General features: G+C 62.0%; 14 protein-coding genes. All 14 read left to right on the forward strand.

Annotated features, from left to right (window positions below; genetic code table 11):
• The first annotated feature begins 4 nt into the window (after nucleotides 1–4).
• The 14 genes from PMI20_RS09400 to PMI20_RS09465 all read left to right on the forward strand — a co-directional run bounded on the left by PMI20_RS09400 (nucleotide 5) and on the right by PMI20_RS09465 (nucleotide 12,747).
• Nucleotides 5–1,957 carry a phage tail tape measure protein gene (locus tag PMI20_RS09400; RefSeq protein WP_284172318.1) on the forward strand — a complete coding sequence of 651 codons (1,953 nt, stop codon included), beginning with the start codon at nucleotides 5–7 and terminating at the stop codon, nucleotides 1,955–1,957.
• Nucleotides 1,944–3,182 (forward strand): DNA circularization protein, encoded by a 1,239-nt coding sequence (locus tag PMI20_RS09405; protein WP_007923969.1) that lies wholly within the window; start codon nucleotides 1,944–1,946, stop codon nucleotides 3,180–3,182. Before PMI20_RS09400 ends, PMI20_RS09405 begins: the two co-directional genes overlap by 14 nt.
• A 3-nt stretch (nucleotides 3,183–3,185) precedes the next feature.
• Entirely contained in the window at nucleotides 3,186–4,226 is a 1,041-nt protein-coding gene (locus PMI20_RS09410) for a phage baseplate assembly protein (RefSeq protein ID WP_007923967.1), read from the forward strand.
• A gap of 112 nt (nucleotides 4,227–4,338) precedes the next feature.
• Nucleotides 4,339–4,848: a phage baseplate assembly protein V gene (locus PMI20_RS09415; protein ID WP_007923965.1), complete on the forward strand. Its 510-nt coding sequence runs from the start codon at nucleotides 4,339–4,341 to the stop codon at nucleotides 4,846–4,848.
• A complete protein-coding gene (locus PMI20_RS09420; protein ID WP_007923962.1) occupies nucleotides 4,848–5,246 on the forward strand; it encodes a phage GP46 family protein in 399 nt (132 codons plus the stop codon). The genes PMI20_RS09415 and PMI20_RS09420 overlap by 1 nt, the downstream gene beginning before the upstream one ends.
• Nucleotides 5,236–6,276 carry a baseplate J/gp47 family protein gene (locus PMI20_RS09425; RefSeq protein ID WP_007923960.1) on the forward strand — a complete coding sequence of 347 codons (1,041 nt, stop codon included), beginning with the start codon at nucleotides 5,236–5,238 and terminating at the stop codon, nucleotides 6,274–6,276. Before PMI20_RS09420 ends, PMI20_RS09425 begins: the two co-directional genes overlap by 11 nt.
• Complete coding sequence (locus PMI20_RS09430; RefSeq protein ID WP_007923959.1) at nucleotides 6,264–6,863, forward strand: YmfQ family protein; 600 nt, start codon at nucleotides 6,264–6,266, stop codon at nucleotides 6,861–6,863. Before PMI20_RS09425 ends, PMI20_RS09430 begins: the two co-directional genes overlap by 13 nt.
• A gap of 11 nt (nucleotides 6,864–6,874) precedes the next feature.
• Nucleotides 6,875–7,732: a glycine-rich domain-containing protein gene (locus PMI20_RS09435; RefSeq protein ID WP_007923958.1), complete on the forward strand. Its 858-nt coding sequence runs from the start codon at nucleotides 6,875–6,877 to the stop codon at nucleotides 7,730–7,732.
• A 4-nt stretch (nucleotides 7,733–7,736) separates the two neighbouring features.
• Complete coding sequence (locus tag PMI20_RS09440; RefSeq protein ID WP_007923957.1) at nucleotides 7,737–8,378, forward strand: hypothetical protein; 642 nt, start codon at nucleotides 7,737–7,739, stop codon at nucleotides 8,376–8,378.
• A 109-nt stretch (nucleotides 8,379–8,487) separates the two neighbouring features.
• Entirely contained in the window at nucleotides 8,488–9,408 is a 921-nt protein-coding gene (locus PMI20_RS09445; RefSeq protein ID WP_007923956.1) for a glycine-rich domain-containing protein, read from the forward strand.
• On the forward strand, nucleotides 9,408–9,890 hold the full coding sequence (locus tag PMI20_RS09450; protein ID WP_007923955.1) for a tail fiber assembly protein: 483 nt from the start codon (nucleotides 9,408–9,410) through the stop codon (nucleotides 9,888–9,890). Before PMI20_RS09445 ends, PMI20_RS09450 begins: the two co-directional genes overlap by 1 nt.
• A gap of 166 nt (nucleotides 9,891–10,056) precedes the next feature.
• Complete coding sequence (locus PMI20_RS09455; protein ID WP_007923954.1) at nucleotides 10,057–10,977, forward strand: gp53-like domain-containing protein; 921 nt, start codon at nucleotides 10,057–10,059, stop codon at nucleotides 10,975–10,977.
• Between the two features lie 2 nt (nucleotides 10,978–10,979).
• Nucleotides 10,980–11,465, forward strand: a complete 486-nt coding sequence (locus tag PMI20_RS09460; RefSeq protein ID WP_157173144.1) for a tail fiber assembly protein — start codon at nucleotides 10,980–10,982, stop codon at nucleotides 11,463–11,465.
• A gap of 70 nt (nucleotides 11,466–11,535) precedes the next feature.
• Nucleotides 11,536–12,747 (forward strand): hypothetical protein, encoded by a 1,212-nt coding sequence (locus PMI20_RS09465; RefSeq protein WP_007923953.1) that lies wholly within the window; start codon nucleotides 11,536–11,538, stop codon nucleotides 12,745–12,747.
• Nucleotides 12,748–12,759: the final 12 nt, after the last annotated feature.

Here is a 12,759-nt window from a genome sequence, read left to right on the forward strand (position 1 = left end):
AGTGATGGCGAACATCAATCAAAGCTTGAATCAGACGAGCATCAAACAGCGCCTGAGCGTGACCAATGTGCAGACCACGGTGAACATGCTGGTGGTCATGCAAGGCATGCAGAAACTGGACGCCGAACTGGGCGAGGTGCGTTCGAAAGTCAGCCGCTTCAAGAAAAGCATCGAAGACAGCGGCCTGGGCGGGCTGGATTTTTCCGGCCTGATCAAGGGCGGTGGCCTGGCCGCGCCTTTCGTGGCGGGGGTCAATTCCGCCATCGAATTCGAGAACCAGGCGGCGCGAGCCAAGCTGGTGGCGCAGGGCATCGAACCGCCCAAGGATGTGCTGGGCGAGACGGGCACTAACCTGAAGGCGTTCAGCGACAGCGTCGACGACATCTCGCAAAAGTTCGGCAGCGCGCTGCTGCCGGCGGTCAACTCGGTAGTGACCGCCGTGCAACCGCTGCTGGGCTTTGTGGCCAAGGTCATTGAAAGCAACCCGCAGCTGGTCCAGGGCCTCGCCGCCGGCGCCTTGGCTTTCACCGCGATCCGCGGCGCCATGACCCTGGCCTCGTCCGCCGTGACCCTGTTCAGCAGCGGCCTGCTGGCCTCGCCCATCGGCCTGATCGCCCTGGGGATCGCGGTGGCGGCGGGCCTGATCGTGGCCAACTGGGAGCCGCTGTCGGCGTTTTTTGTCACCCTCTGGGCGGGCATCAAGGACGCCGCCGTGCAACTGATGGCGGGGTTGAAGACGGTCTTCGGCTGGACCCCGCTGGGGATGGTGATCGCCAATTGGGGATCGATCACCGGCTTTTTTGCCGGCCTCTGGGAACAGCTCAAGGCGATGGCCGCGTCCGTGGTCGATTTCTTCAAGCAGGTGTTTTCCTGGACGCCGCTGGGGCTGGTGATTGAAAACTGGACGCCCCTGAGCGGCCTGTTTTCCGCGTTGTGGGCGTTGCTCAAGGCGTTGTCCGTTCCGGCGATGGACTTCCTCAAAGGCCTGTTCGCCTGGACGCCGCTGGGGATGGTGATCAACAACTGGGGAGCAATCAGCGGTTTCTTCGCCTCGCTCTGGGCCGGCCTGCAAGGTCCGGCGCAGCGGGTCAAGGCCTTCTTCATCGGGCTGTTCGACAGCTCGCCGCTGGGGATGGTGATCAACAACTGGGGAGCAATCAGCGGTTTCTTCGCCTCGCTCTGGGCCGGCCTGCAAGGTCCGGCGCAGCGGGTCAAGGCCTTCTTCATCGGGCTGTTCGACAGCTCGCCACTGGGGCTGGTGATCAATAACTGGGGCACGATCGGCACCTACTTCGACGCCATCTGGGCAACCCTGAAAAGCGCGGCGCAGGTCATCAAGGACTTTTTTGTCAGCCTGTTCGAGTGGTCGCCCGTGGGGCAGATCATTGCCAACTGGCAGCCCATCAGCGATGTGTTCGCGGCCCTCTGGGAGGTGTTGAAAGCCCTGGCGGCGTCGGCCATCGAATTCATGCGTGGCCTGTTCGAGTGGTCGCCCCTGGGGCAGATCATCAAGAACTGGGAGCCGATCACCGAGTGGTTCAGTGGCCTGTGGCAACGGCTGCAGGCGGTGATCGCACCGATCAGGGAGCTGTTCGACGGTGGTTTCGCCGGTTTCGTCGCCCGCGTCACCGGCAAGGTGGAAAACCTCACCGAGGCGCAGCGGCAAACCAATGCCGAAGGCAAAGGCGCGCTGGCGCCGACGTTCTTCGGTGGCGGCCAGCCGGCGCCGGGTTCTTCGGCGCTTTCCGCCGGCCTGCCGCAAAGCTCCACCTCGCTGCTGCAGCAGAGCGCGGCCAACAACCGCACACAATTGCAGGGCGGGCTGACGGTGAGCTTCGAAAACGCCCCGGCGGGCCTGCGTACCAGTGCGCCGCAAATCAACCAACCCGGCGTGGCGTTGTCGTCGCGTGTCGGCTACCGCTCACTTTCGCTAGGAGGTTCCAATGAGCTGGCGTGATCGTTTGTTGCCGGCGTCGTTTCGTGGCGTCGGGTTCTGGGTCGACCAGGCGAAAACCCCGGTCGGCCATAAGGGCCAGTTGCACGAGTACCCGCAGCGTGACTTGCCGTTCTACGAGAGCCTGGGGCAGCAGGCGCGGACCCACGACCTGACGGCGTTCATCGTCGGCGCCGATTGCCTGGAGCAGCGCGACAAGCTGCTCAAGGCGCTGGAGGAGGGCAGCGGTGAACTGGTGCACCCGTGGCTGGGGCGCCTGCAGGTCAAGGTCGGCGAATGCGAGATGACCCAGAGCCGCCAGGACGGCGGCCTGGTGACCTTCACCCTGAAGTTCTACCCCGACCAGCCGTTGCAGTTCCCCAGCGCCACGGTCAACACCCGCCAGCTGTTGCTGGTGTCGGCCGACAGCCTTATCGGCTCGGCGGTACGCCGCTTCGAGGAGGCCATGACCCTGGTCAAGGCCGCGCGCATCGGCATCGCCGACCTGCGCAACAGCCTCAAGGAGGTCTACCAGACCATCGAGCAGGAGCTCAAGCCGCTGATCGACACCTACCGCGATCTCAACCTGCTGGTGCGGGCGATCAAGGACCTGCCCAAGGAAGTGAGCGCCGAGTTCAAGGGCTTGCTGGGGGACATCAAGGACCTCAAGGACTATGCGCGCAACGGTTACCGCGGCGTGCTGGCCAATGTCTCGCAGCAGGTCGAGGCGGTGAAGAAGATCGACACGCCGAAACTCACCACCGGCAAGGACACCACCGCCGCGGCGCAAGCCATGGCGGACCTGGTGCAGGACGCCGTGCTGGTGCGGATTGCCCAGGCCGTGGCCTCGCTGCCGGTGGCAACCCCGGCGGTCAAGCTGAGCGGCACGCCGCCTTTGGCCAAGCAGGCGATCCAGCCGGTGACCCGTGCGGAAGTGCCAGTGGCCGATGAGGTGCTGGCGCTGCGCAACGCGATCAACGAGGCGATCTGGCAGGCCGCGGAAAAAGCCGACGCCCTGCATTACGAGGTGCTCAACGGCCTGCGCCAGCTGGTCTACGGCCACCTCACCGCGGTGGCTTCGTCCGGCGTGCGGCTGGTGGTCAAGAACCCGATGCAGAGCCTGCCGACGGTGGTGCTTGCCTATCGGCTGTTTGGCGATGCCACCCGGGCGGCCGAAGTGCAGCAGCGCAACGGCGTGGCCCATCCCGGCTTCCTGCCGCCGACCAACGTCAAAGTGGCGGGGGAGTGAGCCATGGGCAACTTCGATAACCGGGTGCTGTTGACGGTGGACGGCCAGGATTACGGCGGCTGGAAAAGCGTGGAAATCAGCGCCGACCTGGAGCGGCAGTTTCGCACCTTCAAGCTCGACGTGACCTGGCAATGGCCGGGGCAGACCCTGGACCAGCGCATCCGTCCCGGCGCCAAGTGCCAGGTGCGGATCGGCGCCGAGCTGTTGCTCAGCGGCCATGTGTTCAAGGCGCCGATCAGCTATGACGGTCGGCAGATCGGCTTGAGCATCGAGGGCAGTTCCCTGACCCAGGACCTGGTGGATTGCGCGGCGATCAACCAGCCCGGCCAATGGCGCGAGCAGAGCCTGCTGAAAATCGTCCAGGCCCTGGCCGCGTCCTACGGCGTCGGGGTGGTCAGCGAGATCGCGGAAACCACGCGGCTGAGCAGCCACAGCATCGTGCCTGGGGAAACCGTGTTCCAGTCCATCGACCGCCTGCTGACCTTGTTCCGGGTGTTCTCCACCGACGATGCCGAAGGCCGGGTGCTGTTGGCCCGGCCGGGCAGCGGCGGGCGCGCGGTGGATGTGCTGGAGTTGGGCAAGAACATTCTCTCGGCCAGCGCGCCGATGGACTTCAGCCAAGTGTTTTCCGAGTACCGGGTGATCGGCCAGCACAAGGGCAACGACCAGAAAAGCGGCGCCGCGGTCAGCGAAGTGTCGGGCGTGGCCAGCGACGGCACGGCCAAGCGCAAGCGGGTCACGGTGATCAACGAACCGGCCCAGCTGACCCAGGAGCTGGCCCAGCAAAGGGCCGACTGGGAAAGCGCCATTCGCACCGGCAAGGCCCTGACCAGCACCTACAAGGTGCAGGGCTGGCGCCAGAGCAACGGCGAGCTGTGGCGCCACAACACCCTGGTCCGGGTGATCGACCCGGTGCTGGGTTTCGACCAGGACCTGCTGATTTCCAAGGTCACCTACTCGCTCTCCGAGCAGGGCTCGATCACCACCCTGCAGGTGGCGCCGCCCCATACCTTCGACGCCAGTCCGATGCCGCCGAAAGCCTAAAACCCCCCGGTAGTGTAGGAGCGAGCTTGCTCGCGATGGGGGCGACACGGTGTGCCTGTAAGGCCGCTATCGCGAGCAAGCTCGCTCCTGCACAAGGGGCAAGGAAAAAACCATGAGCCTACTGACACGCCTGTTGGCGCGCGGCACCGTCGTGCTCGCCAACTCGGCCAACAAACTGCAATCGCTGCAAATGCGCCTGACCGCCGGCGAAGTGAACGACGACATGGAGCACTTCGAACCCTACGGCTTCACCAGCAACCCGCTGGCCGGCGCCGAAGGCATCGCCACCTTTCTCGGCGGCGATCGCTCCCATGCCATCGTGCTGGTGGTCGCCGACCGCCGTTTTCGCCTCAAGGCCCTGGCCCCCGGCGAAGTGGCGATCTACACCGACGAGGGCGACAAGATTCATTTCAAGCGTGGGCGGATCATCGACATCGAGACCGCCACCCTCAATATCCGCGCCAGCAGCGCGGTGCATATCGACACCCCGACCCTGACCCAGACCGGCAAGATCGTCTCCCAGGGCGACCAGGTCGCTGGCGGCATCAGCCAGATCAAGCACGTGCATGGCGGCGTGCAGTCGGGTAGCGGGCAGACCGGCGCGCCGGCGGGAGGCCAATGATGTTTATCAGCCAAGACCTGCACCGCGCACTGACCCGTTCCGTGCTGATCAGCCTGTTCACCTGGCGTCGCGCGGCGGACGACGACCCGCTGGACGACGAGGAGCGTTTCGGCTGGTGGGGCGACAGCTTTCCCACCGTGGCCGACGACCGCATCGGCTCGCGTCTGTGGCTGCTGCGGCGGGTCAAGCTGACCCGCCAGACCCAGCTCGACGCCGAGTTCTATGCCCGCGAAGCCCTGCAATGGCTGATCGACGATGGCCATTGCAGCGCGGTCGAGATCATCAGCGAACGTCTCGACGACCAGCGCCTGAACCTGCGCACGACGCTGGTCCTGGCCAACGGTGAACGCCTGGACATCAACCCCGATAACAGTTGGCAGGTGACCTATGCCCTTTGATACCCCTTCGCTGCCGGTGCTGATCAAGCGCACCCAAAGCGACCTGGCCAGCGATGCGCTGCGCCAGTCCGATGCGCAAGTGCTGGCCCGCGCCCTCGGTGGCGCCGCCTATGGCCTTTACGGCTACCTGGACTGGATCGCCGATCAGATCCTGCCGGACAAGGCCGACGAGTCGACCCTGGAACGCATCGCCGCGCTGCGCCTCAACCAGCCGCGCAAGGCCGCCCAGGCGGCCAGCGGTTCGGTGAGCTTCACGGCGGCGGCAGGCGCGGTGCTGGACGTCGATACCTTGCTGCAGGCCAGTGACGGCCGCACCTATAAAGTCACCGCCGCCCGCACCACCAGCGCCGGCAGCAACAGCACTACCGTCCAGGCCCTCGACGCCGGCACCCTGGGCAATGCCGAGGCCGGCCTGAACCTGATCCCGGTGCAACCGATCCAGGGCATCGGCAACAGCTTCACCGTGCTCGCTCCCGGCCTGAGCGGCGGCGTCGCCGCGGAAAGCCTGGAATCGCTGCGTGCCCGGGTGATCCGCTCCTACCGCATCATCCCCCACGGCGGCTCGGCCCAGGACTATGAGACCTGGGCGCTGGAGTGCCCGGGGATTACCCGGGCGTGGTGTCGTGGCAGCTACCTGGGGCCAGGCACCGTGGGCCTGTTCGTGATGCGCGACGACGATGCGCAACCGATCCCGAATGCCGAGCAACTGGCGGAGGTAAAGACCTACATCGAACCCTTGCGTCCGGTGACGGCCGAGTTGCATGTGCTGGCGCCGCAGCAGTCGCCCGTGACCTACAGCCTGCGCTTGTCGCCGGACACCAGCGCGGTGCGCGCGGCGGTCGAGGCCCAGTTGCGCGACCTGCACAACCGCGAGGCCGGCCTGGGCGACACCTTGTTGATCAGCCATATCCGCGAGGCCATCAGCAGTGCCGCCGGCGAGAACGATCACCGGCTCAGCGCGCCGGCCGCGGATGTTCCCGCCGCCAGTAACCAGTTGCTGACGTTCGGAGGTTGCGTATGGCTGGAGTAAGAACCGCCGCGCAATACCAGAGCCAGCTGCGCAGCCTGCTGCCCAGCGGCCCGGCCTGGGACCCGGAGCGGGTGCCGGAGCTTGAGGAGGTGCTGGAAGGCGTGTCCCAGGAACTGGCCCGCCTCGACGCCCGCGCCGCCGACCTGCTCAACGAAATGGACCCGGCGGGCGCCAGCGAGCTGGTACCGGATTGGGAGCGGGTGATGAACCTGCCCGACCCCTGCCTGGGTGCGACCCCACTGTTCGACGACCGCCGCCTGGCCGTGCGCCGGCGGCTGCTGGCTGTCGGCAGCCAGGCGCTCGCCTACTACGTCGAGATCGCCCGCAGCCAGGGTTATCCGAACGCCACCATCACCGAGCACGAAGCCCCCCGCATGGGCCGCGCGCGGTTTGGTGAAGCGCATTTCGGCACCTGGCAGGCGCAATTCATGTGGACGCTCAATACCGGTGGACGACTGCTCCTGGGCCGCCGCTTTGGCGCGAGTTACTGGGGCGAACGTTTCGGCATGAACCCGGGCTCGGCCCTGGAATGCCAGATCCACCGCAGCGCGCCGGCCCATACGCGGGTGCATATCAATTATGACTAGGGGATAGACCGATGGATTATCCGAAGAGTGTGCCCAGTGCCGGGTTGGTCAACGGCAGGTTCGTCGATGAGAACCCGCTGACCGGCACTCCCGGATCGCTGATTCCGGCGGACTGGGGCAATGGGGTGACCCAGGAACTGCTGGCCGTGATCACGGCGGCCGACCTGACGCCCAGCGAGGCGAACCTGACGCAACTGCTGAGCGCGATCCGCAGCATCAGCCGCAAGAGCGCAGGGCTCGGCATTCAGCGCTTCACCGCCAATGGCAGCTTCACCGTGCCAGAGGGCGTGACGAAGATCTGGCTGAGTGGGTGTGCGGGTGGGGGCGGGGGAGGTTCATGTCCAGCTGGAACCACCGGATCCGCATCCGGTGGCAGCGGCGGCGGGGCAGGCCAGCCGGCCATCAAGGTACCCGTCACCGTCGCTCCTGGCCAAGTGATCCCTATCACGATTGGAGCGGCGGGTGTGGGTGGCGTCAGCGGAGTCAGCAACCCGACAAGCGGAGGAAACACGCTTGTGGGGGTTGGAGGCGCTTTGCTGGTGCTGAGTGGCGGAGGCGCAGGCAATTCGGGGGCAAATCTTCCCGTGGACCGTGTGGCTGGTCCAAGAGGGGGAGAGGGATTTCCTGCCGGTGGCGATGCTACTGACTCTCAGGCCCAGGTGACGGCGGGATTGTCGGGGGCTGGCGCAAGCGGGCCATTCGGTGGCGGTGGCAGTGCCTGTCGATATGGAACATCGGGAGGGTACGCGGCACGGGATGCCTACGGCTTCGGCGCTGGCGGCAGCGGCGCGGGAGGTTGGTATGTGTCTGGTGCCTTGGCCGTCTCGGGGGGGCGCGGTGCTCCTGGTCTGATGATCATTGAGTGGTGAGCATATGAGTAAGCAAGTTCTTTACTGCCTTGCGTCCGGGGTGGTCATCGAGTGGCAGGACACTGAAGTACTGGCCTACGCGGCGACAGACGAGGGCAACAGCGTCCTGCCGGTGACGGCCGAGCAATGGAAGCAGAAGGAGGCACTGCATTTCGTACTGGATGGCGAACTGACTCGGGTCGATGGACCTCCACCCTCCGCTGCTCATTACTGGGACGGTAGCCAGTGGTCGCTGGACTCCCTGAAGGCCGCGATCATCGCCGAACAGGAGGCGGAGCAACTTTGCCGGCGAGTGGACGCAGAGGCTGACACTGCCCGGCAGATGCTCGGCGGTGACCCGCTGCGTGCCATGGAGTATGCCCAGGCCGCCAGCGACGCCCAGGCGTTCAAGGAGGCCGGCTACCCGAAAAAAGCAGTGCCTCTCGCGGTAAGCGCCTGGGTGGTGAAAGGCCGTACCGCCAGGGAAGCGGCCGACCAGATTCTCGACAAGGCGGCCGAGCTCAGCAGCAAGCTGCTCGCACTTCGCACGCTGCGATTGCAGGCAAAAGAGCGCATCCGGGCTCAGGCCAGCAAGGATAAGCAGGAGGCTGCGAAAGACCTATGTGAGGCAGCGATCGAGGCGATTCGCAAGGTTGCCAGCGACTGATCAGGTCTCTGTCGGGCCTGTCTTTCGTGAACATGCTATGGCGCTCACTGCAAAGTGGGCGGCTTTTCGCACAGAGCTCCCTGAGCAAGGGAGATCGCAGGGCAATGATATGGATTATCCGAAAAGTGTACCCAGCGTTGGCTTGGTCAACGGCTGGTTTGTTGATGAGAATCCTCTGTCGGGCACACCGGGATCGCTGATTCCCGCTGCCTGGGGCAACGGGGTGACGCAAGAAATCCTCAATGTCATCAAGGCTGCCGGCCTGGCGCCGGAGGAAGCGAAAAACGATCAGTTGGCGCTGGCGATTGCCGCACTGGTCGACTTCACCAAACTGAAGAACACTCCAACCACCTTGAGTGGATATGGCATCACAGATGCTAGCGGACGCCTGTTGGCGGTGAAGCAGTTCGACACCGTTGGCGTCACGGTCTATCGCCCCAACCCCAAGGCCAGGCGGATTCGGGTCCGCCTGGTCGGCGCGGGAGGCTCAGGTGCCGGTTGTCCGCCGGTAGCGGCTACTTATCAAAGCCTGGGCGGTGGCGGAGGGGCTGGTGCCTATGCGGAAAGCCTCTACGACGTGACTCCGGAAATGTTGGCGGGTGTACCCGTCACATTGGGCGCTGGTGGGGCCGCTCGAACCAGTGCTGGGGCCGCGGGAGGCGCAGCGTCGTTTGGCAACCTCATGAGCGCTGCAGGGGGAGGAGGGGGGCAGATTCTGACCTTCGTGTCGAACACCCCTGGATTTGTCCAGGGCGGCATGGGTGGCCAAGTCGTAACGGGTGGCAACCTTGCCAATGCGCGTGGTGCAACGGGTGGTTATGCGATGAGTAATCCCAATTGGGGCCTGCTTTCCGGATGGGGGGCTGCCAGTCCATTCGATGGCGGCGGGCCCTTCAACGGGGTGAATGGCAATGGCAATGCGGGACAGCGAGGTTCCGGCGGCAGCGGCAGCTGCTCGAGCAATCCATCTACTTCGTATGTGAGCGGCTCTGGCGGCAATGCCTTTTGTGAAATCTGGGAGTACGAATAATGGCCCTCTATGCACGAGTTGAAGACGACGTTGTCGTCGAGCTGATCGAGACCGGTGGCTTCATGATTTCCCAGCTGTTTGCCGCGGATTTTCTCAGTTCGATGGTCGCTGTCCCTGAGGGTGTCGAGGTTGAGCTGGGGAAGCCGATCCACCTTCCCGAACAGGTTGCGCCGCTTTCCCCCGTGGTGGCAGCAGTGGCGTTTGCTTCCGAAGTACGGGGCAAGGCGACTGACGAGGATGCTCCGGACCAGGCGCGCAAATGGCGCCAGTCCGTGTTGACGGACAGCCAATGGCTGGTAACCCGCCATCGTGATGAACAGGAGCTGGGACGGGGCACGACGCTGACGGCGAACCAGTATCTGGAGTTGCTCGAGTATCGCCAGGCACTGCGCGATTGGCCCGCCTCCGATAGCTTTCCCGAGATGACCGCCCGTCCGCCGATTCCAGAGTGGTCAGTGAGTTTTTTTCAGATAGCTGATTGATCGAGTGCTGCGTTTATTTCAAATAGATCAGCGCCGTATTTATCTGCATCGCGCTCATCAATAAAAACGTCCGCTTCAAGCGGGCGTTTTTTTTTGCGCGCAGTTGGCCGCTGTATGGCTCTGGTCCGCAGGTGGGCCAACAGAATTTATTATCAGGAGTACGACATTGGATTATCCAAAGAGTGTGCCCAGTGTAGGGCTGGTGAATGGAAGGTTTGTTGATGAAGACCCGCTGGCCGGCACGCCTGGTTCGCTTATTCCAGCAAGTTGGGGGAATAGCGTTACCCAGGAAATTCTCGGCGTAGTTCAGGCGGCGGGTATGACGCCGGACGAGGGGGCGAATGATCAACTGCTGGGTGCATTACGCAGTCCAACGCTCTTTTCTACACCTCCTCGTTTTGACGTGAGTCGCTCGGTTGCTACTCCAGAGTTTGTACAGCGCGCGCTGGGTAATTACTCCAACGCTCGAGGAATATCGGAAAGCACGCAACTGACCATTGCCGATGTCGGTTGTTCGATCGGCCTGGGTGGGACCACCGGTTATACCGTCACACTGCCGGATGTTTCGACTGTTCCAAGTGGTGCGACAATCAGCTTGCATTGCCGTAGTAGTGCAGTGGTTACCATTGCCAGCAAGAGTGGGGCGCAAATCAGTCCACAAGGGAATTTTCTGAACTCCATTGTGATGAGTAGTGGTGAAAGTGCGAATCTGGTTCGGGAATCAGGTGTTTGGACCCTTTATGGTACGGCCAGTCTTAAATACTCAGCACTGTATGGGGCTCAGCTTTCGACAGCGGGTTATCAAAAATATCCGAGCGGTTTGATTGAACAGTGGGTGTTAGGTGGGTCTGACGCCAATGGCGTTATGTCCCTGTCATTACCCATAAAGTTTCCCAATGCAATATTGGGAGGTATTGCTGACGAAGGCTATCCCGCAGGTTGGGGCGGTGCGAACGTTACGGTCTGGTCGTTTGATTTGAGTGCATCAAATACTTCAACCGCTGTTGCCCGTGTCAGATCGGTCGAAGTTGGGACCATTAGAGTGGCCGCGGGTATAACCGGGCGCATAGTTGTGTGGGGGCGATAACCATGAAGATTTATTTCTTTGCGAAAACCCTCGGTTTCGATGTTGTCACCTCTGCGAACGAGGTTCCGCCAGAAGGTGCGGTTGAAATCAGCCAGGCTGAATATGCCGAACTCTTTGCCGGACAGGGCGTGGGCAAGCGGATTGTGGCCAATGACAACGGCGCGCCTATTCTTGTCGACCCTGCCGGTCCCTCGCCTGAACAATTGATTTCAATTGAACGCGTCTGGCGTGACTCGGAGTTGCTCAAGAGCGACGGGCTGGTCGCCCGGCACCGCGATGAACTGGAGTCGCAAACCGCCACCACCTTGTCCGATGCCGATTACAACGCCTTGCAAGCCTATCGCTGTGATTTGCGCAGTTGGCCAAAGTCTCGAAAGTTTCCTGCCGCCGCGAATCGACCAGTGCTGAGAATGACTTCCGGTGCTACGGGTGTTGCAGCGAAAAGGACACGAGTCAGAAAAACGGTGAAAGTGTCCGATTCTGATTGAGCTTGTCGTTCGGTATTGGACAGTTTCTGAATGTTGAAGTTTTTTATTCTTTATATGTGAGGGCTAGACAGTGGACTACCCAAAGAGTGTGCCGAGTGCTGGCTTGGTAAATGGAAAGTTTGTCGATGAAAACCCGATCGCTGGAACGCCAGGGTCTCTAATCCCAGCGAGTTGGGGGAATGCGGTCACCCAAGAGATTGTTAATGCAATCGATGCGGCAGGAATTTCTCCTGTGGAGGATCAGAACAATCAACTGACGCTGGCCATCAAAGAGCTTGCCAAGCTGGATCCGTTGCAAGCATTTCCGGTTCAGGTCTATCGAAAGAACCATGTGATTAATGGGAACTTCGATATCTGGCAGCGCGGGCCTGCTAACCAGGGGACCAATATTGGAGGGTATGTTGCAGACCGGTTTCGTTGTGACTGGAATGGCAATGCTGGAGTCAATATTTCGCGTCAGAGCTTTACTTTGGGACAAACAGAAGTTCCCAATGAGCCACGATTTTTTCTACGTTGGCAGCAAGTCACAGCCGGTGCTGGGGCAAATACACATAAGATTTCACAGTATGTTGAGTCTGTTAGAACCCTGGCCGGAAAGCTGGCAACTGTGACTTTCTGGGCAAAAGCGGATGCGGAGAGAAACATAACGGTGACGGTGACTCAGTCTTTTGGCGGTGGTTCGGAGTCTGTGGTCACGACTGTGGGGACGTTCAAGTTAACCAGTACATGGGCGCGTTATACAGCGACTGTGAAGATTCCATCGATTGCAGGCAAAGTCCTGGGTGGCGCGGAGAACGACTCTCTTAGGTTGGCCTTCGATTTGCCGTTGAATGTCTTGCAAACAATCGACCTGGCGCAAATTCAACTTGAAGAAGGCGCAGTTTCAACGCCTTTTGAGTTTAGAACTCCCGCCGATGAGTTGATACTGTGTCAACGTTATTACGAGAAAACACTCAGGCAGGACATTCAGCCAGGCGATACATCAAGCTCTCTTACGGGGGCTCTCATATCAATCGTCATCGAGGGACAGGTGGGCTCGGCTTCCCAACCCTTGGCACAGTGGTCTTTCAAGGTAGAAAAAAGAACGACTCCCAGTATTACCCTGTACAGGACCTCGCAGACCGGAACTGTTGGTCAGTGGCGCTCTGGCACCGATGCAGTTTCGTCCGGCAATGCGCGTCCCTATTCAGTCTCTACCCGAGGAGCCTGGGTGTACAACTCGGATGTGGCAGTGGCACCTCAGACCTATTACATCCACGCAACGGCTGATGCCGAACTATAGGGGGGAAACCAT

Source organism: Pseudomonas sp. GM17 (genome assembly GCF_000282175.2).
In the GTDB taxonomy this organism is placed as follows: Bacteria; Pseudomonadota; Gammaproteobacteria; order Pseudomonadales; family Pseudomonadaceae; genus Aquipseudomonas; species Aquipseudomonas chlororaphis.

Coding starts and splice junctions, on each gene's coding strand:
- PMI20_RS09400 (WP_284172318.1), top strand. CDS start 5: ATGGCGAACATCAATCAAAGCTTGAATCAGACGAGCATCAAACAGCGC.
- PMI20_RS09405 (WP_007923969.1), top strand. CDS start 1,944: ATGAGCTGGCGTGATCGTTTGTTGCCGGCGTCGTTTCGTGGCGTCGGG.
- PMI20_RS09410 (WP_007923967.1), top strand. CDS start 3,186: ATGGGCAACTTCGATAACCGGGTGCTGTTGACGGTGGACGGCCAGGAT.
- PMI20_RS09415 (WP_007923965.1), top strand. CDS start 4,339: ATGAGCCTACTGACACGCCTGTTGGCGCGCGGCACCGTCGTGCTCGCC.
- PMI20_RS09420 (WP_007923962.1), top strand. CDS start 4,848: ATGTTTATCAGCCAAGACCTGCACCGCGCACTGACCCGTTCCGTGCTG.
- PMI20_RS09425 (WP_007923960.1), top strand. CDS start 5,236: ATGCCCTTTGATACCCCTTCGCTGCCGGTGCTGATCAAGCGCACCCAA.
- PMI20_RS09430 (WP_007923959.1), top strand. CDS start 6,264: ATGGCTGGAGTAAGAACCGCCGCGCAATACCAGAGCCAGCTGCGCAGC.
- PMI20_RS09435 (WP_007923958.1), top strand. CDS start 6,875: ATGGATTATCCGAAGAGTGTGCCCAGTGCCGGGTTGGTCAACGGCAGG.
- PMI20_RS09440 (WP_007923957.1), top strand. CDS start 7,737: ATGAGTAAGCAAGTTCTTTACTGCCTTGCGTCCGGGGTGGTCATCGAG.
- PMI20_RS09445 (WP_007923956.1), top strand. CDS start 8,488: ATGGATTATCCGAAAAGTGTACCCAGCGTTGGCTTGGTCAACGGCTGG.
- PMI20_RS09450 (WP_007923955.1), top strand. CDS start 9,408: ATGGCCCTCTATGCACGAGTTGAAGACGACGTTGTCGTCGAGCTGATC.
- PMI20_RS09460 (WP_157173144.1), top strand. CDS start 10,980: ATGAAGATTTATTTCTTTGCGAAAACCCTCGGTTTCGATGTTGTCACC.